The sequence below is a fragment of the Exiguobacterium sp. s141 genome (genome assembly GCF_018618085.1).
Taxonomy (GTDB): domain Bacteria; phylum Bacillota; class Bacilli; order Exiguobacteriales; family Exiguobacteriaceae; genus Exiguobacterium; species Exiguobacterium mexicanum_A.
Map to the genome: position 1 here is coordinate 1 of NZ_JACSLJ010000008.1, position 20,174 is coordinate 20,174.

20 protein-coding genes are annotated in these 20,174 nt (G+C 42.3%); 10 read left to right on the forward strand and 10 right to left on the reverse strand.

What is annotated here, in order from left to right; translation table 11 throughout:
- Both KNP74_RS13385 and KNP74_RS13390 read right to left on the reverse strand, forming a co-directional pair.
- A partial coding sequence (locus KNP74_RS13385) for a site-specific integrase (RefSeq protein ID WP_214764562.1) occupies positions 1–294 on the reverse strand: 294 nt, incomplete at its 3' end.
- Between the two features lie 120 nt (positions 295–414).
- On the reverse strand, positions 415–744 hold the full coding sequence (locus KNP74_RS13390; RefSeq protein ID WP_214764564.1) for a JAB domain-containing protein: 330 nt from the start codon (positions 742–744) through the stop codon (positions 415–417).
- Positions 745–1,116: 372 nt separating this feature from the next.
- Between KNP74_RS13390 and KNP74_RS13395 the strand changes: the two genes are divergently transcribed.
- The gene (locus tag KNP74_RS13395) at positions 1,117–1,458 is read left to right on the forward strand and encodes a YolD-like family protein (RefSeq protein ID WP_251130200.1); all 342 of its coding nucleotides are present in this window, start codon (positions 1,117–1,119) and stop codon (positions 1,456–1,458) included.
- Positions 1,459–1,593: 135 nt separating this feature from the next.
- Here the strand turns inward: KNP74_RS13395 and KNP74_RS13400 are convergent, their stop codons facing one another.
- Both KNP74_RS13400 and KNP74_RS13405 read right to left on the reverse strand, forming a co-directional pair.
- Positions 1,594–3,192, reverse strand: coding sequence for an AlwI family type II restriction endonuclease (locus tag KNP74_RS13400; protein ID WP_214764565.1), 1,599 nt, complete (start codon positions 3,190–3,192; stop codon positions 1,594–1,596).
- Entirely contained in the window at positions 3,185–3,748 is a 564-nt protein-coding gene (locus KNP74_RS13405; RefSeq protein WP_214764566.1) for a hypothetical protein, read from the reverse strand. The genes KNP74_RS13400 and KNP74_RS13405 overlap by 8 nt, the downstream gene beginning before the upstream one ends.
- A 229-nt stretch (positions 3,749–3,977) precedes the next feature.
- On the opposite strand from KNP74_RS13405, the gene KNP74_RS13410 reads away from it, so the two are divergent.
- The 3 genes from KNP74_RS13410 (at position 3,978) to KNP74_RS13420 (ending at position 6,817) form a co-directional block, all read left to right on the forward strand.
- Positions 3,978–5,132: a DNA cytosine methyltransferase gene (locus KNP74_RS13410; protein WP_214764567.1), complete on the forward strand. Its 1,155-nt coding sequence runs from the start codon at positions 3,978–3,980 to the stop codon at positions 5,130–5,132.
- Between the two features lie 36 nt (positions 5,133–5,168).
- A complete protein-coding gene (locus tag KNP74_RS13415) occupies positions 5,169–6,092 on the forward strand; it encodes a hypothetical protein (protein ID WP_214764568.1) in 924 nt (307 codons plus the stop codon).
- A gap of 173 nt (positions 6,093–6,265) precedes the next feature.
- Positions 6,266–6,817, forward strand: coding sequence for a recombinase family protein (locus KNP74_RS13420; RefSeq protein WP_214764570.1), 552 nt, complete (start codon positions 6,266–6,268; stop codon positions 6,815–6,817).
- A 3-nt stretch (positions 6,818–6,820) separates the two neighbouring features.
- Here KNP74_RS13420 and KNP74_RS13425 read toward each other — a convergent pair whose 3' ends face one another.
- The 5 genes from KNP74_RS13425 to KNP74_RS13445 all read right to left on the reverse strand — a co-directional run bounded on the left by KNP74_RS13425 (position 6,821) and on the right by KNP74_RS13445 (position 13,964).
- The gene (locus tag KNP74_RS13425) at positions 6,821–8,668 is read right to left on the reverse strand and encodes an ATP-dependent helicase (RefSeq protein ID WP_214764571.1); all 1,848 of its coding nucleotides are present in this window, start codon (positions 8,666–8,668) and stop codon (positions 6,821–6,823) included.
- 28 nt (positions 8,669–8,696) lie between these two features.
- Positions 8,697–10,559, reverse strand: a complete 1,863-nt coding sequence (locus tag KNP74_RS13430; protein ID WP_214764572.1) for an ATP-dependent nuclease — start codon at positions 10,557–10,559, stop codon at positions 8,697–8,699.
- On the reverse strand, positions 10,534–11,892 hold the full coding sequence (locus tag KNP74_RS13435) for a primase C-terminal domain-containing protein (RefSeq protein WP_214764573.1): 1,359 nt from the start codon (positions 11,890–11,892) through the stop codon (positions 10,534–10,536). Before KNP74_RS13435 ends, KNP74_RS13430 begins: the two co-directional genes overlap by 26 nt.
- Positions 11,893–12,744: 852 nt before the next feature.
- On the reverse strand, positions 12,745–13,110 hold the full coding sequence (locus KNP74_RS13440; RefSeq protein WP_214764574.1) for a DUF5388 domain-containing protein: 366 nt from the start codon (positions 13,108–13,110) through the stop codon (positions 12,745–12,747).
- Positions 13,111–13,115: 5 nt separating this feature from the next.
- The gene (locus KNP74_RS13445; RefSeq protein WP_214764575.1) at positions 13,116–13,964 is read right to left on the reverse strand and encodes a ParA family protein; all 849 of its coding nucleotides are present in this window, start codon (positions 13,962–13,964) and stop codon (positions 13,116–13,118) included.
- A gap of 152 nt (positions 13,965–14,116) precedes the next feature.
- Between KNP74_RS13445 and KNP74_RS13450 the strand changes: the two genes are divergently transcribed.
- A complete protein-coding gene (locus KNP74_RS13450; RefSeq protein WP_214764576.1) occupies positions 14,117–14,695 on the forward strand; it encodes a hypothetical protein in 579 nt (192 codons plus the stop codon).
- A 164-nt stretch (positions 14,696–14,859) separates the two neighbouring features.
- On the opposite strand, the gene KNP74_RS13455 is transcribed toward KNP74_RS13450, so the two are convergent.
- On the reverse strand, positions 14,860–15,114 hold the full coding sequence (locus KNP74_RS13455) for a helix-turn-helix domain-containing protein (protein WP_214764577.1): 255 nt from the start codon (positions 15,112–15,114) through the stop codon (positions 14,860–14,862).
- Between the two features lie 304 nt (positions 15,115–15,418).
- Between KNP74_RS13455 and KNP74_RS13460 the strand changes: the two genes are divergently transcribed.
- From KNP74_RS13460 to KNP74_RS13480, 5 genes are all read left to right on the forward strand, one after another.
- A complete protein-coding gene (locus KNP74_RS13460; protein WP_214764579.1) occupies positions 15,419–15,907 on the forward strand; it encodes a helix-turn-helix domain-containing protein in 489 nt (162 codons plus the stop codon).
- 298 nt (positions 15,908–16,205) lie between these two features.
- The gene (locus KNP74_RS13465) at positions 16,206–16,388 is read left to right on the forward strand and encodes a hypothetical protein (RefSeq protein ID WP_021065836.1); all 183 of its coding nucleotides are present in this window, start codon (positions 16,206–16,208) and stop codon (positions 16,386–16,388) included.
- Between the two features lie 13 nt (positions 16,389–16,401).
- Positions 16,402–16,626, forward strand: a complete 225-nt coding sequence (locus tag KNP74_RS13470) for a hypothetical protein (protein ID WP_012390467.1) — start codon at positions 16,402–16,404, stop codon at positions 16,624–16,626.
- 66 nt (positions 16,627–16,692) lie between these two features.
- Positions 16,693–17,793, forward strand: a complete 1,101-nt coding sequence (locus tag KNP74_RS13475) for a hypothetical protein (RefSeq protein ID WP_214764580.1) — start codon at positions 16,693–16,695, stop codon at positions 17,791–17,793.
- Between the two features lie 242 nt (positions 17,794–18,035).
- Positions 18,036–20,171, forward strand: coding sequence for a VirD4-like conjugal transfer protein, CD1115 family (locus KNP74_RS13480; RefSeq protein ID WP_214764581.1), 2,136 nt, complete (start codon positions 18,036–18,038; stop codon positions 20,169–20,171).
- The last annotated feature ends 3 nt before the right edge of the window (positions 20,172–20,174 follow it).

Below are 20,174 nucleotides of genomic sequence, written 5' to 3' on the forward strand. Positions count from 1 at the left end.
GGCTTCTTTTGACTGGAGATCAATTACATTTGCTGCTGTTGGGTATCTCAACCAACCTACAAAATCTGCTAATTTCTCAAAGTTAATATCATTAAGGGTAATCCCCCTCTGTTCCATAAACTCATATAGCAACTTTAAATGATAGCAGTATGCTTTAATGGTATTTGGTGACTTACCAGTATTATCTAGATATTTTATAAACCTCATTACTGGTTCTATTACCTGATATTCTTCATCTAGCAATAAATACAATGGATATGGCTTATTCTCCACTTTTATCCTTTGAACCTTCACATCCTCCCACCTCTCTTTAACCACTTTAACTACTATAAATTATAGACCTTGTTAATTTTTATTTAAAGTAAAAACCTCCCTAATATCCCCCTCCTAAACTACTTTAACTACTATTATTCATTATACTATGGATAACGGGTCCCCGCTCGGATGTTGGTGACAGACAATGAGGCACGAGGCGTTGTTCAGGATGGCGCATTTGAAGACTTCCCGCGGGTGGACGACGCTCGAGTTGACGCTCCCGACGTGCGCCCGATGGACGCCGATGACCCGGTTCTTCGTGTTGAGCATGATGACGAGGAACACCTCCCGGTCGTCGTCCCCGATGAACGATGCCCCGATTTGCCGGGCATTGTCAGGTGATTGGATGATGGCGTGCTCGAGAGCGACCATTTCTTCGCGAACCTCTTGCTTGATACGGATGACCTCGATGATGGCGGATAGTTCCATGATGGTTTGTCCCCTTTCGGATAAGCTGACATCAGAACGAACACCGTTGTGCGTCCTGTTGACGGAAACGAAGCGAGCGTCGGGAGACGGTGCAAGGGCGACCGCAGGGAGAGCCTCAAAAAAATGCGTAGAGCAAACGGAGGTCCAGGCTTCCGTAGCCAACGTGCGAAAAGCCTCGCTTTGAGCCAAAAGCGAAGGAAGACGGGCCGAAGGGCGCGTCATTTTTTTTGACGACCCTTGCACCGGTGACCAGCGAGCTAGAGTACGGAAACAGGACGCACGAATCAACAATCACGAAAAAGGCTGTTCAAACAGGACAAACCGGGTATAAAATAAGAACAAATGTTCGTTTTGTAAGAAGGAGTGATTTTGATGACGATGTATCGCGACCGGGGTGAGCTGAAATGGATCCCGTTCCTCATGCCCGAACACAAGGCGTTGCTGACGAAGTACTATAAGGAAATCCAAAAGATTGAGATGCCCGATATCGATGAACAAGTCTTATCGGTCTATGAGAACGTGCTGAATGACGCAATTTTCAGTGGGGATATGGTGGAGGTGAAATATGTGGAGGAGCAGGAGATGAAACGGTTCAAGGGTTTCGTGCACCGGACGAACTACATGGAGCGGACCGTTGAACTGGCCAATCAGAGGGATGGCATCATCCATGTACCGTTCGAGGCGATTATTCACGTGGAACAATCGATGGACTAACGCCCTAACGGTTGTTCGAAGTCTGCGTCACGAAACGTAGTGTCGCTCCTCGACTTTCCAAAATAAAAGGGAAGAGCGACTATGCTCTTCCTTTCAAGACTCGATTCACTTATATAACTGGATTCATATCTTGATTTATACGAATTGCTTCAAATCATTGAATCCTTTGTTTTTAGCATTCTCAATAAACAGACGGACCCGTTCTTCTTGAGGGATTTGATTCTCCAAACAATAGTCTAGGAAACCAATTAACACTTCACGCGTAATCATTAATCCTTCAATCGTTTCACCTGTTAATTTTTCTGCAAGCGACGTGATTGACTCTAATTTTTTCTCACCCGTGAAACCTCCAGAAGTGACATATCCATAGAATTCAAGCTTACTTTCGTCATAAGTCATATAGTTTTGAATGTACTCCGATGCCATGTAGTTCGCGAGTTGTTGGGTTAATCCAAATCCATTTGGATAGTGTTTGGTGTCGATGATGCCATGAATGAAACCTGAACGAATTAGGATTTCGATTTCTGTCTGTTTACCCTGGATCTTAGGTTGGTAGATTGTCTCGAACCCAATTGCCTTCAAGATTTCAGTGGTCGTTCGTTCAAATTCATTATGTGTCATGTCCCCTAGATATCTCTCTACAAACTCTTCCGAAAGATGATTCATTGATTCTTTTCCAACCTGTACGGCATTCACGGCTTTCAACGCATCGCGTTTCCCAAAGACCGGCTCGAAATGAGACAGTAGCTCTTCATGTGTCAATTCCAAAGGGTTAGGGATTTTATTCAAGACAGTTTCAATTTTTTTTGTCATTTTAACTGAGTTGTTGGCGGGTTTGATGTCTCCAAACTCATTTGATTTATAGCTGTCGACGTCCAGACCGCTGTTCTGGGCCATCCGTTCAACCGAGATGAGGTACCGCGTATTGAACGGGTAACGCGAATCGTAATAAGCGATACTCTCCATCGCCGTGTCGACTAAAGTCGGTTCTGTTGTCAGAATCGACATTCCTCTCTGATATTCAACCAATCCCGTATATTCACATAGCAACATGAATGTATGCGCAACGTCAGAATGGGCCTGATAGTAATCGCGAGCGGCCCTGTCATTCCGGGCCCGATGATCGTAGTGAACCGCTACCTCTTGCTTCATTGATTCTTTTTGTTCTGGAGACGCATTTCGGAATGATAGGATTTTTGAGACAACCTCTTGTTCCTGTGAATCTTGTTGCGCAGTCAAAACAAAATACGTAATTTCTTCTTTAGATAGACGGTACTCAAGCTCTGAACGTTGTACGAGTTTGATCAAAAAGCGCGCTGGACGAATACGGAATCCTTCTTCGAATTTCGGTCGGAATCCTTTTTCCATGAAATAGGCATTCGGAATTTGAAGCGTGAGAATTTGCTTCTTCACATTCTCATATTCTTTAATCCCATCTACGAGTGCATTCCCGACCTTCGTCGGTTTCACAAATCCCTCTTTATCGATGTAACAGTACGAGAATGTCTTTAACATCGCGCACCACGTACGTCCACCTGATCCGTCATTGCTCACGTTGTTACGCTTCAACCCATGTGCTGCAAGGACCGATTCGTAATGCTTGTGCAGTTCTCGGTTCCCTTCCCATTTCTTCGTGAAATTTTCTGTCGCCTCTTTCAATGCAGTGACGGCCTCCGCGTGGAAACGCGGATCTCTCTCCGGTCGTGTGATAAACCATACTTTACGTTCAGCCATATTGTTTCATCCTTTCGATTCTCATTTTATTTTTTCGTTCTCGTATATCTGGTCGATCATTCAATTCAATCAATAACTGCTTTTTGACCATTCGGTTCCCTGGCAATGGATTTTTGTCATAATATTCGACGACTCGATAGATGACATTGAAATGGTTTTCGACTGCCTCATCAAATTCAATCTCACCATCGAGCTCAGATATCGATTCGATAGTCTCCCCATACTTCCTAATGATTTCTTCGATTTCGAGAATCGAGATATCTGACGAATCACTGTTTTTTGTAAAAGAAGACATCGCCCCATTCATCAGTTCTTCTTTCATCTCCAGTGCGGCCTTCCAGTATCGAATCAACGTGATCGCATTGAAGACGTTCCCGGCACGTTCGTCTCGATAAATTGAGTTGAGTTCTCGTCCTGTCTTCTCCGATAGGATCCTTCTGATATCCTTTTGTGCCAGATGTTCCTTGAACGCACTTATGATTTCTTCTGTAATAAAACTCGAACAGAGGTACATTTCACATAACTCTCTTAAGTTTCTAAGACGCTTATCTTTCAACTGCTCCTCCCCCTCTTTGGTATCCGTTGCTAAATCCAGATTACAACAGGCCATCAAAGTAAAATCATTCAACATTGAATGATTTTACTTTGATGGCTATCTGTATTTTAGTTTTTTACGATTTGAGCTTTAGGGCTGCTATTTATTAAAAAGAGATGTAGAATAGGCTTATGAGTAAGCAAGAACATACTTTCGTTTTTTGAAAGCATTGAAAGTGAGGAGTTTTATTATGATATTTAAAAAAGGTGAACTATTTAATGGTCCAGGTGGCCTTTCTCTTGGTGCGAAAAATGCACGCGTGATTCATCCAGAGACAAACGAGGAATATCGGATTGTACATGAGTGGTCGAACGACTACGATGAGCAAGCTTGTAAAACATTCCGTTTCAATATCTGTGATGATATTAATGATAATTCCGTCCATCACGGGCCCGTCGAACAACTTCCAATTGGTGACAAGTCGGTCCTGGGTGACATCGATTGCTTCGCTTTCGGGTTCCCATGCAACGATTATAGCCAGGTTGGCGAGAAACAAGGATTGAACGGAACATTCGGTCCTCTCTACTCTTATGGGGTCAAAGTACTGAATGAGTATCAACCGAAATTTTTCGTCGCTGAGAACGTAGGTGGTCTTCAAAGTGCCAACGAAGGTAAAGCGTTCATTCAAATTTTGACTGAGCTTGAAGAGTGCGGCTATGTATTGACACCTCACCTCTATAAATTTGAACTCTATGGGGTCCCTCAGGCTCGTCACCGGATCATCATCGTTGGGATTCGCAAAGATTTGGCAGAGCAAGGAATCGAATTTAAAGTTCCGGCGCCACTTAACACACTCGACAATGTCAAAACAGCAAGTGAGGCAATCTTGAATCCTCCGATTCCAGAAGATGCAATGAATAATGAATTAACTAGACATAATCCTAAAGTCGTAGAAATGCTCGGACATATTCCTCCTGGCGAAAACGCTTGGTACTTAGGAATTCCAGAACATCTACGGTTAAACGTTAAAGGTGCACGTCTGAGTTCGATTTATAAACGACTAGATCCGAACCGTCCAGCATATACCGTGACAGGTAGCGGTGGTGGTGGTACGCATATGTACCATTGGGAAGAAGCCCGTGCTTTAACGAATCGTGAACGGGCTCGCCTTCAAACCTTCCCGGATGATTTTGTGTTTGTTGGTAGTAAAGAACAGGTCCGAAAACAAATCGGCATGGCCGTTCCTCCGGCAGGAGCTCAGATAGTGTTCGAGGCGATTTTGAAGACTTTTGCTGGAGTTGAATACAAAACAGTAGAACCAACGAAAAAGTTACAATTAAACAATCTAAAAGGTCAGAAGCTTCCTTCATTATTAAAGGATAGCGTTTCACCTATTAATATTTAATCTTGAATTTCACAAATGAAATTAAGGAGCCTTAATTTGAAAAAAAATTACTTGATACCTCAAACTTCAGAAAATGTTATACTCCGGCCATGTGCACTTTGCAAAAAAGAGGCAGAGTTACAGCTTAGTCATAGAATTCCTAAGGCGGTTGGAAATATCATTAAAAAGAGATCATTTACAAAAAAACTTCGTAGCGTCAGTAATCCTGAACAAGCATTACAAGACTTAGACAAAGATTATTTTTTGTGCAAAGAATGCGAAGCTCGCTTTAGTACAAAAGAAGGCCTCTTTATGCAAAAAGTACTGCAACCTTTTAGGAATAAAAGAACTAAAGAGGTTGAATATGATTCCTGGCTAAACTATTTCATAACTTCAGTAAGTTGGAGAACAATGTATCATGATGCTCAAGATAAGGAATTAACACTTAGAAATGGTTTCTCAGAATCAGACTTTCAAGAAATACAATCTGCAGAAAAGGAAATGCGTGAATTCTTATTAAACCAATCTTCTGCAATGAAGAATATTGAAAATCATTTAATTTTTTTGGATGAGGCACTTCTCATTGGAGATTCCCATCAAATTCGATATTCACAGTATTGTAACGCCGCTACCGGGTATTTAAAATCCAATTCAAAGCGTGATGCTCTGTATGTTCTTCATATCTTAGCCGGAGTGTTGATCCTTACAATTATAAAAAAAGATCCTTCAGACAAGTACAGTAATACTTATGTAGAAAGTAATAGAGGGAGATTTTCAAAACCACAACGGGTGAATAATATTGATCTGGAAACAGAGATTTTAAGTTATTTACCTCAACAAATTGAAGCAGCTCGAAATAATCTATCAAGCAAGACAAAAACTCGCCTTGAAAATGCGATTAAAAAAAATCCAGAAGGTTTTTTTAAAAGCTCTTCTTCGATAGGATATCGAGATCAGTATAATTCTAGTAATGATAAGTAAGGCTGTCTTTTAAACGAACGTTAAAAAGACATTTTTGTCTATCAATTCACACGAAATGAAAAGGGCTTTAAATAGCCCTTTTCATTTTGTCTCTATTGTCTTTTAACTCATCTTTTTATCAATGTTTGTTTTCTGTTATGATTAATGAGTAAACAAACAAATGGAGGTGCTCCATGGCGAGAATTGGATATGCACGAGTATCAACCTTTGATCAGAACCTAGACTCGCAACTAGATGAACTTAAGAAAGCTGGTTGTACTAAAATCTTTCAAGAGAAGGCCTCCAGTGTTAAAAAGAGACCGGAATTTGAAAAGTGCTTAGATTATTTACGAGAAGGTGATACCCTGGTCGTCTGGAAGCTAGATCGGTTGGGGAGAACCACAAAGAAGCTTCTTGAATTAATTGATGATTTGAAGGATCGCGGAATCAATCTTCAAATTATTACACTAGGTGTCGATACCTCTACGGCTGCCGGACGATTATTCTTTACTATGATGGCTGGGTTAGCAGAGATGGAACGTGAGTTGATTCGCGAACGTACGAACGTTGGCCTTAAAGCAGCTCGGGCACGCGGGAAGATGGGGGGAAGAAAACCTATCGACGAGCAAATCATGAACAGAGCAATGATTATGTATGAAGCAAGAATGACAGTAAATGACATTACTAAAACATTGAACATATCTCGTTCAACGTTCTATAAATATTTAAAGCAGACATCTCTATAAAACTTAATTGATGTCTGCTTCCTCTTGGAGTGCTTCAGAAATTTCGATTAAATAACGAGATGGCTTTTGTTTTTTTTCGCTCCCCCATGGCATAAATCGAAAATCAGGAAAACTAAGATAACATACTCTTTTCGCTCGAGTCAAAGCAACAAACATATTATTTCTTTCTTCTTGTAATTGAATGTGATCAGTTGCTCTATAATCTGGAAATATCCCCTCGCACATACCCATTATGAATACAACATCATATTCTAGACCCTTTGCCATATGCACCGTCGAAAGCGTTACACCTTCGTGATTGTAATAAGAGGTTTTTCCCAAAGCCATTTGATTCTTAAAGTGAATCAGATTACGATTTCCGGTCACCACTAAAGTACAGTATCTTCTCCAATGACTTTTCCACATCTCGATATCTTTAAATAGTAATTCCAAGTTTTGTTTGATATATTCATCCTCTTCGATACTATTTATTGTATTCTCAATCTCTTTTAAAGCCTGTATAAAGGATTCATTGTCATGTAAAATAATACTCCAAGCTTTAACAATACTTTCAAACACTTGCACAGGTACTTCGACTCCACTTTTAGGTCTAGCAGTTAATAAGTACTTTTTATCATTCACGGACAATCTATCATCAAATAAAATAACGTCATCTAGAGTTCTTTTTGTTATTTGATTATGAGGGTTAGTCATGAATTTTAAACCATTCTCAAAAATCTGCATTTCTTGAGTGACGCTTTCCAACAACTTAGTGGTCGTTCTAAAATTATAAGGAATATTATGCTTTTTTAATGATTTTTCAAGTTCTTGAAATACATAACGATTGCGCGCGAGAACCGCAATATTTTCGTATGAAAGTGTATTTTCAACCCAAGGGTTACCATTTTTAACTTGCTCTAATATTTTTTCTACAATCCATTCTGCTTCTAAATGCTCATTAGTTTTTCTAACAATCAAAACTTCCCCTTCTAATGGGTACATCCCGATATTATCTGCATAATTTTTAATTCCCATAGATGCTTTTATTATTTGTTGAGTGGAACGGAAGTTCTCTTTCATGATTATATGTTTTGGATTAAAGTCATTTAGAAATCGTTCCGTCATGTAATGACTACTTGATCCGTTAAATCCGTATATAGATTGTTTTTCATCACCAATCATAATTATATTTTTAAGATTAATACATAATGAGTAGATAATATCGTATTGAGCTTCATTTAAGTCCTGTGCTTCATCAATAAATACTGTTTTGTAAATTCTATTATACATACGGGCTACTTGTGGTTTTTCGTTTAACAGACGATAAGCGTAAAATAAAATATCATCGTAATCAATCAAACGATGCTCCAACATAAGATTGTTATAAGCTTCGAAGATATAAATAAAATCTTCACTTTCCTCAGATGGATATTCGAATTTCTGCTTATATTTTGAAATTTTATTTAGAATCGATTGAGAGGACTTTTCTTTTATGTCTTGATGTCCTACTTTGTTTAGTATTTTTTTTAGTAACTCTATTTTGTCTTTTTCAGATTCTATGACGGTTAACGATGCTGGGAGACCTATCATGTTTCCACGATCTAAAACAAGCTCTAAACAAAAACTATGAAATGTTCCGATATTAACATATTCCATTTCTTCAGCGGATAAGTTACTTTTTAATCTTTCTAAAATCTCTTCAGCGGCCTTATTACTAAAAGTCAGCGCTAAAATTTTTCTAGTTCCAGATTTAATTAGTTTAATGGTTTTTTCAACAAGTACCCTTGTCTTTCCTGAACCCGGACCTGCGGTGACTAGCAACGGCGATCCTTCGTGACTGATGACCTGTTTTTGTGTATCTGTTAGTTGCAATGAAGTACCCTCCTTCATAAATATATTTTCAAAGCAAATCCGTTTTGATTTTTTCTAAAAATACGTCTATTGCCTCTGGTATAACCAGATTTGTCCCTTTATGATTACTTATTATGACTTTTGAGATAACTGACGAATACAAGGCTTTATGTTTCTTCGAAAAATCTTTTAACGCTACCAATCTTCCCTCGTCTCCGTCATAGTCTTTAGGGGTTCTATCATATATTTTTTGTTTACATGCCTCACAAGTTTTACTAGTTGGAAAAGGACGTCCAGACTGTTTATTATTCTTAGCTACGTAAGTATCGAATGCCCCCTCATCTTCTAAAGATAATTCTATAGCCTGAATTAAATCATCAGCATAGCCATTTTCAATCAAATAGCTTTCAAAATCATTTCCGTCAGATAAAAATAGTACTCGATTTAATTGATTAGAATACTCAGTAGGATCATCAAAGACTTCCCCCAAAACAATCTCTAACTCTTTTTTAGTTTTAGATTCACCATCGCTAAAAATATAAGTGGGGATACCAAACCATTTCGCCACCATCAAAAAAGGCAAATATTTCTTACCACTTCCTCCAACAGAAACTACATTAAATCCGCATTCGTAAGGTTGCAAATTGAATTTTTCTTCAAAAAAATCAGGTAGTACTTGTTCTTCTGTTTGACCTTCGCATAAAATAATTCCTTCAGAAAAAAGAAGCTCCCCTCGAGATTTTAAAATCTCATGCTTTACTTTAGTGTATTCCTCATGAGTTATTTCAAAATCCATACTTTTAAGAAAAGAAGAATCGACCTTCTTAGAAACATAAACCATATCCTTTAATTCTGATTGAGCTACAACTATTGGGGAATGAGTACTAACAAAAATTTGGCCATATAATGCTTGGATTTGTTTGTATATATTCCTTTGGGAGTTAGGATGAAGATGCGCTTCAGGCTCTTCCAATAAAATAATAGGATGATATGGCACTCCTGCATCTCTTTTCAATTTAAGTTGCCAATCGACATATGATAATACTGTTAAAAACGTAATCCAACTTCTAGTGCCCATTCCATGACTAGATATAGGAAACTCTTCCGAATTTTCGTCTTTGAACGTGATTTCAAGATTTTTACCAATTTCCTTAATTCGTTGTGCAATCGGATTAATTGAAATTTGAGAATTTGTTTTATTCATAGTAGTAGAAACCATACTTAATTTTTCAGTTAAGTGGCTTAAAACTTCGCTTTCATTAACAATCCCGCGATTAATCTCAGCTAAGGAAGTTTCAAAAGCTTCAATCTGTTCTTCATTTACTTTTATATCTTTGACTAACTTAGCAAAATAAGAAAATCTGTCTCTCATATCAAAAACAATATCTCTTCTAGCATCCATATAAAAAACAGGCAATGAATCTAATAATCTATTAGTAACCTTTACTGTTTTATATTCTTCGTAATCCAAAAAACTATCAAAAGACGGCCATACTCTTAAACATTTTCTGTCTACTCTGTAATCACCATTTAGTGGATCGTAAGTCACTATAGCTCGGAAAGGAACATATTCTTCTTCAGTAAATTCATCTAAAGTTACATGTTCACCAAAATGATCTTGCCAAAGATCAGAAAAGAATTGTTCACCACTTTCATCACTTGGACGAAGTAAAACATCTACAAATATTTTTTTCGTGGTTAGTAAACCTGAGGAATCACCAGGCTTTCGAAAAACATCTTCAGCATTAGGCTTATAATTGGGATCAAACATCAATCTAAGAGCATGAAAAAAACTAGTTTTACCAACATTATTAGCACCAATTAAAACTGAAGAAAGAGTAGACAAATTTAACTCACTCTTATGAAACGCTCTAAAGTTAGACAATCTAATAGAAGCGATAACAATAGACATAAAAAAACCTCCCAGAGCTCAGTATTTCACGTACCGGGGGCAAAAACCAACCAACCACCCTATCCATAAATGTATTTGAATTGGACCCATTCTTTTTTTTCATCTTAAACTCAATTAGTGACACTGTATTATCTGTGCTCGTATTTAAAGAAATATACGTTTTTGCTCCTCGTCCCTTACCTTCTATTTTCTTTTTGACTAATCCTTCGTTGATTAACTGATTAACTAGTCTTTTAAACGAAGAGTAGGACAAGTGTCTCGTTGTATCTACTTCTGAAACGACTAGTTTGATAAGCTCTCGTTGCGCACCACAAATACACCCTCCATTTTCACGTAAAACTGCAAGGATGTCTTCTTTCCATTCATCTAGATGGCTATATGTACGTTCTTCGCGCGGTTTCGCACCTTCCCAGACCTGATACTTAAACTGGATGCCTGACAACGTCTCAATCCAGTATGATGAAGGACCAAGCGGAGAACCTGGTTTGAAGGCACTCTTCACTTTACGTTTAACTTCAATTTGACGAAGTGAAGGACTATTCTTTTCATTCCATTGATAAAGTGACGACAAAGCTTGATCTTCTTCGTATCCTGCAGCCTTGTATGCGAGAGCAAGGGTGTAGCATGTATTATCACGTTGACCCTCTTCCACGCCTTCTAATAGCTTTAGGATTGCTGGATGAGACAATAAATCCTTCGAACCTAAAGCCACTTTACCTTTCTTCGAATGATTCTCTTGCAACTCCGTCAACCAGTCGCAAAGGTCGTCAAAAGAGACGCGTTCTTCAGAGCGGAAGATGGTGTTCTCTTCTGTTGGTAATCGGAACCAGCGTTCAGCACCTATCGCTTGAAGATCCGCGTTCATCTCCTCAGCTATCATTCGTTGGACGCGATTATAGTGATCAACGACTTTTGGAAAGGCGCGTCTTGGTTCTTTTAAGTACCAATACACATGGAATCCGCCTGAAGGCGTCTGGACGACGAGTGATGGTGTCGGCAAGCCTGCACTCGTCACACGGTCCATGACGTCCGGGAAAATCATTCCTGCATTCTGCGACGTCTTAACATCGATATCAATAACCATGGCGTTTAACCAACGCAAAGAACCCGCATGACGTTGGTCATTGCGGTAAAAAGTGTTCGGTGTGAAATATGTATATTTTTCTTTTGCCCCAAATAGTGAGCGGTATGTACGGATGGCACGTGGTTGTGTGAATTCCTCGCAGACAAAAATCCACCCTAGCTCTTTGCTGTATCCGGTTCTCTCAATCTGAGAGGCCCGTTTCGGGGCTTCCGTTAATTGGTCTCGATAAAGATTTCTCAACACTTCCATGCTACATCCCCCTCTCTTCTGTTCTATGGTTCATCGTAAAATGTTGCGTATCCATTTCTCTGAAATACGATGAACATTGTCGAGAAGAAAGAACAATGCTAAAATGATTGCATAAGAAAGACGCCTTTGTTCATCACGTTTTTCTTTTGAACAACGCATGAAAAAGGATCAGTTCATCGTATTATGTTTTTAGAAATCTTGGTTTCTACAAATCTACTCATGATGGCTGGTTTAGGGTGAAGCGTTGTTAAATACACAGTCTGACTACTGAGTCAGATGATTTAGATCTGATAACGGCCAGGTTATCAGATTTTTTTATGCCATTTTTTCCTACTAGAAAGAACTTCATAATCCTATGTTTTCATAAAAGAAATCGCTTAACAACAGCTTTTTTTCAAGATTATGCTCATAAAAACCAATGTATACATATAGATTTGTATACGCGTATACATGTAGATTTGTATACATGTAGATTTGTATACATGTAGATTTGTATACATGTAGATTTGTATACGTGTATACAAATTTTTGATTTAATGTTTCACTAAAAACGTTGGTTTAAAGCCATAATTCAAACGATTCCATTTTCGTCGTATACATGTATACATGTAGATTTGTATACATGTAGATTTGTATACATGTAGATTTGTATACATGTAGATTTGTATACATGTAGATTTGTATACGCGTATACATGTATACCGTTTTTTAACATTTATCTATATTAGGTCATTATGGCTGAACACCAAGCAAAGTAGTGCTATCTCCAAAGATATTTAGACGAATTGTGGTCACATAAAAAAAACGATCATGCTCCAGTAGAGCATGATCGTTCATTATGGACTTTCTTATTTATTTACTATGCTTCATCATCAAAACGTCTCGAATCAGCTCATATTCTTTTCTCTCATTGGAAGAGAATAGCTCCAGATACTCGTCAATCATCGTAGAAATAATCGCATCTGCCGAATCCGCTTTGCCCATCGTCACTAACGCTGACAATTTGTTTTTTGTGAGGTTCGATACACGAACAGTGCTTGAACCCATATTGACGGAGTTCTTAGCTGATCGTTTGTTTGAAGTTTCTTTCTGAGCAGTAGCTTTCGATTCCACTGTTTTGTCTTCAGACACTTCAGCTTTATATGTTTGTTGCGGCGCCGCTACACCCTTACGGTCCAGCAACCGCTTTTTCGTTGGTTTTTGAATCAAATCTGACATATTATTCACCCCTGTTCCACGTAATTCATTTCTGCTTCGAGACGGTGTAAGAACTCCTCTGCGACTTTCGCGTATGTCTCCATGACACGTTTATCATGCATATCTTCCTCGACAATCCCAGTGATGTCATATCGCTTCAAACGCTCCATGTTCTTGATCACACCTTCAAAAAGGTTATGCGGTCCGAATACATTCTTGGCATTTTCAAGAGTTGCCATATCTACGGCTGCACCATTTTTGAGAAGAACCGGTAGGATTCCAAGAATATCAAAATCAGCATCATAGTCATCCAGCAATGTCTGCAGGTACTGTGTGAACACCTCGGCTCCCTGCAAGCTTCGTTCCTGGGTCTGAAGTACAACGACAACGAAATCAGAGGCATAAAGGGCAGAGTCAGTATAGATCGAGATAGTGGGAGGGACATCCACAAAAATGAAATCGAACTCACTCTTCAGAGGTTCAAGCAAAGTAGAAAGATACGTCACGCGGTCCACTTCTTTCTCAAACTTCTTCTCAAGAAACTTCGGGTACTGTGCGAAATCACTGAAAGAGGGTAGTAGGAACAGATTGTCCGTGACTTCTGTTACGATGCTACTTAAATCGCCTTCTTGCATTGCTGCCATCAATGTTTTCTCGAAGGTTATGTAATCATCTTCTCGTGCAGCCTTCGTCTTCAAGAACAACGTAGTTGCATTTGCCTGCGGATCTTGGTCACAGAGCAACACACGATAGCCTTTTTTGGCCAATGCGTAAGCGAGCATCGTGCTATTTGTTGTCTTTCCCGTGCCGCCTTTGAAGTTTCCAAATGTCACAACAATCGCTTTTTGCTGTGAGAGATCAAGCTGATTGGTCATTTTAGTGCCTCCTTTTTTATTTGTAACTTCAACGTATCAAACTTTTCTCCATTTGTATACATGTATACAAACACAAAAAATTATTAAATTAAGGTAATTTCTAAAATTTGCTTTATCCTAAAATAAAATATGTAAAAAAAGGGGTACTACAAATGTCTATGTTTACAGTAAATCCAAAAGAAGACGCTATGAAAGATGCTTTTAGGCAAGGTACGGTGAGAAATACTCTTGGAAACTTTAACTCTAAAAAGTATTATTTGAAAAATAAAGCACTGTCTAATCTACGAAAATGGGCTCTAGTTCTTGCACTTCTATGCTATGCATTATTCTTTACAGTTTCTATCTCAATGTATGTTTCTGAAAACGTTGCATTTGACTGGGGTATCTTTGGTGTTTTATTAGGTACTTTTTCAATTCTTATTTCATCAGCTTTCTTTTTCATTTCATTCTCGATGCAATATTCAGAGCATCAAAAAGAAGAATACGATTTTTATTTTGACTACTATTTAAACAACCCACCAAATTCAATTAATAATTCTCCAGATTTAGCTGTTCCTACAGTTAAAGTTGAATTTTCAGAGTCTATGACTTCAAAAACTACCACAACTTCTTCTGCACTTTTAATTTCACTTGCAACTCTTGACACTTCAAATCAATTAGTTGCTACTAATGTTTCAGAATTGAAAAAAATCGCAAATGAGCCTACAGAAAATAACGAAGATAAAGCATAAATTTCAGTTACATTATTTACAAAGCAATTTGCCCTCGTTGTTGAGAGACAACGAGGGCAAATTGCTTTGATTAAATCTATCTTCAAACATGTTACATACGCTCGCGACTCATAATTAATACTAATAATGCACTGTTTGGTAGTATCTAATAAATAATTTTTTTATTATCTAAATTTATTACTATTAAAAAAATCGCTAATTGTTATACCCAGTCCCTCACAAAATTTTTGAATCGTACTCACTTTCGGATGTTTAGTCCTCCCATTCATTAACTCTGAGATTGTAGCCTGATTTAATCCACCTTTTTGAATGACTTGATGGATGGTCATTTTCCGTTCCGCCGCGAGCTCCTTCATTCGCTCGATGATTGCCTCGTTCAACTCCATTTGCTCACCCCACGATCCAAATACTCTCTTCATCACTTATTCTTTATTAACTCTTCTATTCCTCTACCCTACCACAATCTCTCGAAATCAAAATACTTGTCATTATTTTCTATCTACAATGCGTTATTTTTTTACAATTGTGCTACAAAATTAAAAATATTGAGTTTCTGTTGCTCTTTTTCCCTTGCATAGAGCGCATTCGACAAGAATCGTCAATTGTAAAATTTCTGACATATCAGAAAACTGATGATTTTTAGACTTAATCCTGCTATATTGGAACCAACAAAAGGAAACATCTGTTTGGTCGCCGCTCTGGTTTACAGAAAGGGGAAGGCTTATGTATCGATTCGGGGAGTGGTTGAAGGAGAACCGCCGGCTCTCGGGCTGGTCACAGGTCGAACTATCCGAGAAGACGTTCGGGGAGATCTCACAGCCCGCCATCAGTCAATATGAACAGAACCGTTCGGTGCCGTCGATCGCGGACATCGATCATCTGGCCCGCGCGTTCGGGCACACGCTCGCGACGGTCCCGTGGGACGCCATCGACTTCGGATACGGGGCAAAATGTTCCGTCACCAAGCTCGAGCGACGTCGGTTCGACCTGAAGGAACTGCCGCAGGCCGATTCGGTCCGCACGTTCGATGGGAAGACGTATGAACTGCACGGCTTCATCGGAATCGAGAAGGCGAGCGGCGAGGCGGTCCAGCTGACGCAACTCTACTATCGAATCCGAACGGTCGTCTGTGACGCCCACGTGCTCGCCAAGCGCAAGAACCCGGATGACGAGCTCATCCACGTCAAGAAGCGGAAGAGAGTCCGCCAGTAGCCGACATCGACGTAGCAGCACATCCTTAAGGATGGTCTCCTCCAATCACATACCGGCGTGTCCCTCACCAGTGACCGGGTGGGCGGGATCTACGCACAGATGGTTCGGCGAGAGTCGCCTAAAACTCGCCACAAGGTCACAGCATCGTTCCGGGTCATCGAAAAACCCTGTACAGCTCCTTAGATTCATGAGGAGTAGAGTTCGTGGGGGAACGGCTAGAAACCCACCGCACCGAATCCGACTGTCCTTAATGATGTGCTGCTGCACATCACGAGATCAAGGGAAGGAAGTGTGTACCGTGGCATCAAAAGAACAGAAACAGAACCGTAGCTTCGCCGAGAAACTCTTACGCATCCGTGGGAAGGACTACGAGGAGTGGCTCGACGAACAACATCAACAGGTCATCCAGGACAACCAGGAACTCATTTTGGAGGCGCTCGAGGCGAAGCTCAGCTTCAAGTCACCGGCGCACCAGGACTAAGGAGGGGAACAACATGGGACTCAATGAGACAGGGCTCAGCTTGCTTCAGTTCTTCCAGGGACTCGCCGTCATCGCCGCAGCCATCGCCTTCGCCATCGGGGGCTTCTATTTCATATTCGGTGGGGATCGTGGCCGCTCGAAGGCGGTCGGTTGGCTCGTCGGGGGCGCCGTCGGCCTGATCATCGTCATGGGCGCGTTCACGCTCGCCGAGATGGTCGACCAGAACATCAAATTCTAATGCAAACGCGCGCAGCGTTCCAATCGGAAGGCTTTTTTTGTTGCTTGAAACGAGAGGAGGAACGAGATGCTGTTTGTACGATTCACCGACTTGCCGGACACACGGATCCCGAACTATGAGCGGCTCACCTTCGCCGAGGCGGTCGTCGCGACCCATGACCTGCACCAGGCACTCAGCGAAGAAGGGACGAGCTGTTCCGGTGACTTCCGGCTCTTCGACCAGAAAGATGAACTGCTCTATCGGGGAACGTTCACGTTCGGAACCGAAGGCACCTATCCGAACCTGTATCATCAGGTGAAAGACCGGGTGCAACGAATTCGGACAAAGAAGGAGGAGAACGCGAAGAAGCTATGGCTCCTCGACGAGATCGAATCCGAGACACCGGATGACTATAAGCTCCAGTCCGCCAAATCGAACCCGATCGTGTCATCGACCTATCAGTCACGCCTGACTCGCCTGCAACGTCGCCTCATCTACGGGGCGGCTACTGTGGGGATTGTATTCACATCTTTGTTCACTGCTGCGCAATGGTTTATCGACAAGGAGGCGCACGCCGAACAGGTGACCGGTATCGAACAGACATGGCTGGATGCTTACGACCTGGCGCTCCAAGGTGAGGAATCTTCGCTCATCAATTTACTGGAACGGAAAGACCGGTCCGAGGAAGAAGATGCCCTATTGGTCGACCTCTATCTTGCAGAAGGAGAAGACCAGAAAGCGCTCGAGCTCACGGATGACCCCATCCTGATCGAGACGAAGCTGGCCGGGCTCGAGCTATCCGATACAGAGAAATTGGAACGGCTCCATGACTTTCAAGCGTCACATCCGACCGACGAGGGCGCGTTCGATATCGCCAAACTGGAACGGGACCATGAGACCGTGGCTAAGATGAAAAATGTGGAATGGATAGCTCCCCGTATTTCTGCGAAAGTGACTGCTTATATCTTTCTCGGGGACATCGAGTCCGCGAATGAGTGGGCATCCAAGACAAACGACCCTGCCGTACAAGCAAAGATCGATAAATACCAAGACATTACGGCCACGATTGACGGACTGAACGAGAAACTAAAGAAAACATCTAGCAAAGACACCGCAGCTCGTGAGAAGATTCAAGCCGCTATCGCTGCAGAAGAAGTTGACCTAGAAACAATTCTTTATTCAGATTAAGGTAGGTGAAATAATTGAGAACTCAGTCTCTGTCACCACGATTCCCGATACGTCTGGTTTTCCCCGCCCTGTTCTGCCTGATGGTGCTGCCGGTCGGGCTTTTTTATCTGCTGAACGGGGTCTACAACATCATTCGACAAATCATGACCCCAATTCTAAAAGAAGGGCTTTTGGCCGGAGTGACGATTCCGACTCTCTCACCCTCCCTGTTCTTGGAGGTGAGTCTTCCCTCTTCGACTGTCTTGCTCGTACTAATCGCGTTCAGTCTGTTCATCGGTCTTGTCGTGTTCGGCAAGGTATGGCTGAACTTCCGGGATCTGCGAAAGAATCAAAAAGGGAGCGCCCGCTTCACCTCATTTGACGAACTGAAGCAACAGTACCGCCGCGTTCCCGATCGGAAGAAACGGTATGACGGATCAGGTGGTGTCCCCGTCGGACGGGTCAAAAACGAGCTGTTCATCGATGACTCGCCCGTCAATAACCTGGTCGTCGGGACGACCCGATCCGGTAAGGGCGAGACGTTCGTATTCTCGACGATCGATCTATACAGCCGGGCGAGTGACCAGGCGAGCCTGATCATCAATGACCCGAAAGGCGAGCTTTTTGCCGCCTCGAAGGAGACGCTCGAGCAACGCGGTTATCAGGTCGAGGTGTTGAACCTGATGAACCCGCTCCAATCGATGTCATATAACCTGTTGCAACTGACAATCGACGCATTTCTCGAGGAGAACTACTCGCTCGCCCAACAGTATGCGCGCTCGGTCGCCTTCATGTTGTACCATGACCCGAAGGCACGGGACCCGTTCTGGGCCAACTCGTCGATCGACCTTTGTACGGCGCTCATCCTCGGGCTCTGTGAGGAGGCAAAGGACACGCCAGAGAAAATCAACATGTACAACGTCGCCCTCATGCTCTCGGACCTCGGATCCCGGACGGTGGTGACGCGACAAGGACAGGAAAGCTCGGCACTCGACGAGTTCTTTCAACGCTTTCCTGAGAATCATCCGGCCCGGCTCCAATTCGCGACGCTCCACTTCTCTGGTGGTCAGACACGAGCAAGTATCCTGGCCAATACGAATGCGAAGCTCGGGATTTTCACATTGAACGGGACAGGAAAGCTGACGTCGATGAACTCGCTCGACATGCGACGCATCGGCTTCAACCGCTGGATCAGCGGAAGGGCAGAGCCACTGACACGGCTCACGGTCAGATTCCCCGACGGGACGACATATGCGCTCACGACGGACGACGACGGTAGCTTCATCGTATACCATACGTCACCACTCCAAATTGGGGACGTCGTTCAAATCTCAACCGACTCAAGCACTTCGACGATCCAGCTGGAAGTGCATGACGAGGAGAGTGGACGATTCCACTACTCCATCGACGGGACGATACAGATCCGTGAGGTGATGCATCAGCTCCGTCCCGTGGCGGTGTTCCTCATCGTCCCGGACTATGACCCGACATTCAACGTCATCGCTTCCCTCTACATCAAGCAGGTATACACGGCGCTCGCTCGGGTCGCCTCGCAGACGAAACAAGGCAAATGCGAGCGTCAGGTCGTCTTCCTTCTCGATGAGTTCGGAAACATGCCGCCGATCGAGGGCATGGCCAACATCATCACGGTCTGTCTTGGTCGGAACATGCGCTTCAACCTCGTCATCCAGGCCTATTCCCAACTTGAGAACCTATACGGGGAGGACTGGAAGACAATCGACGGCAACTGTGGGAACACGCACTATCTATTAACCGCAGACGAATCGACCGCCGAACTGATCTCGAAGAAGCTCGGTGAGGCGACCATCGTCACGAAATCCCGGTCCGGACAGACGTTCTCGCTCAAGAAATCGAAGACGGAGAACGTGGACGGCCGTCGGCTCATGACGGCGACCGAAGTCATGGGGTTAAAAGAAGGTGAGATGCTCATCATCCGTGTCATCAAGCGTCAGGACACGAAGAAACGGCGTATCCAGTCGTATCCGATCTTTCTGAGTGGCAAAACCGCGATGAAGTACCGTTACGAATACCTGGCGGACGACTTCGACACGGACCGCTCCCTGCATGACATCGACATCCCCTGCCTTCACGCCGGTCTCGACTTCGAACAGATCCGTATCCATTTTGCGAAGAAAGAGGACGAAACGGAAATCAACGCTCCATCGAATCAGGAAGAAAAGTCACTGACGGTACGTGACGTGCTGCAGGACAGCATCATCCGCTCGATGTTCGAGGGTCATGACATCGGAGGACTTTCCCTCCCTGAGTTCGAGACGAACCTGAACTTAGGAGTTTACGACGTCACTGACAGCCAGAAGAGCTTTTTGAGCACGATGATCGCGAAGCGACTCGAGAAGCTGAAGCAAGGCACACCCTAGAGA

Bases quoted from the DNA above. Each gene is read 5' to 3' on its own strand.
- KNP74_RS13400 (WP_214764565.1), bottom strand. From the start codon at position 3,192: ATGGCTGAACGTAAAGTATGGTTTATCACACGACCGGAGAGAGATCCG.
- KNP74_RS13410 (WP_214764567.1), top strand. From the start codon at position 3,978: ATGATATTTAAAAAAGGTGAACTATTTAATGGTCCAGGTGGCCTTTCT.
- KNP74_RS13470 (WP_012390467.1), top strand. From the start codon at position 16,402: ATGGGACTCAATGAGACAGGGCTCAGCTTGCTTCAGTTCTTCCAGGGA.
- KNP74_RS13440 (WP_214764574.1), bottom strand. From the start codon at position 13,110: ATGTCAGATTTGATTCAAAAACCAACGAAAAAGCGGTTGCTGGACCGT.
- KNP74_RS13460 (WP_214764579.1), top strand. From the start codon at position 15,419: ATGTATCGATTCGGGGAGTGGTTGAAGGAGAACCGCCGGCTCTCGGGC.
- KNP74_RS13475 (WP_214764580.1), top strand. From the start codon at position 16,693: ATGCTGTTTGTACGATTCACCGACTTGCCGGACACACGGATCCCGAAC.
- KNP74_RS13445 (WP_214764575.1), bottom strand. From the start codon at position 13,964: ATGACCAATCAGCTTGATCTCTCACAGCAAAAAGCGATTGTTGTGACA.
- KNP74_RS13390 (WP_214764564.1), bottom strand. From the start codon at position 744: ATGGAACTATCCGCCATCATCGAGGTCATCCGTATCAAGCAAGAGGTT.
- KNP74_RS13455 (WP_214764577.1), bottom strand. From the start codon at position 15,114: ATGAAGAGAGTATTTGGATCGTGGGGTGAGCAAATGGAGTTGAACGAG.
- KNP74_RS13430 (WP_214764572.1), bottom strand. From the start codon at position 10,559: ATGTCTATTGTTATCGCTTCTATTAGATTGTCTAACTTTAGAGCGTTT.
- KNP74_RS13420 (WP_214764570.1), top strand. From the start codon at position 6,266: ATGGCGAGAATTGGATATGCACGAGTATCAACCTTTGATCAGAACCTA.
- KNP74_RS13450 (WP_214764576.1), top strand. From the start codon at position 14,117: ATGTCTATGTTTACAGTAAATCCAAAAGAAGACGCTATGAAAGATGCT.
- KNP74_RS13435 (WP_214764573.1), bottom strand. From the start codon at position 11,892: ATGGAAGTGTTGAGAAATCTTTATCGAGACCAATTAACGGAAGCCCCG.
- KNP74_RS13395 (WP_251130200.1), top strand. From the start codon at position 1,117: ATGACGATGTATCGCGACCGGGGTGAGCTGAAATGGATCCCGTTCCTC.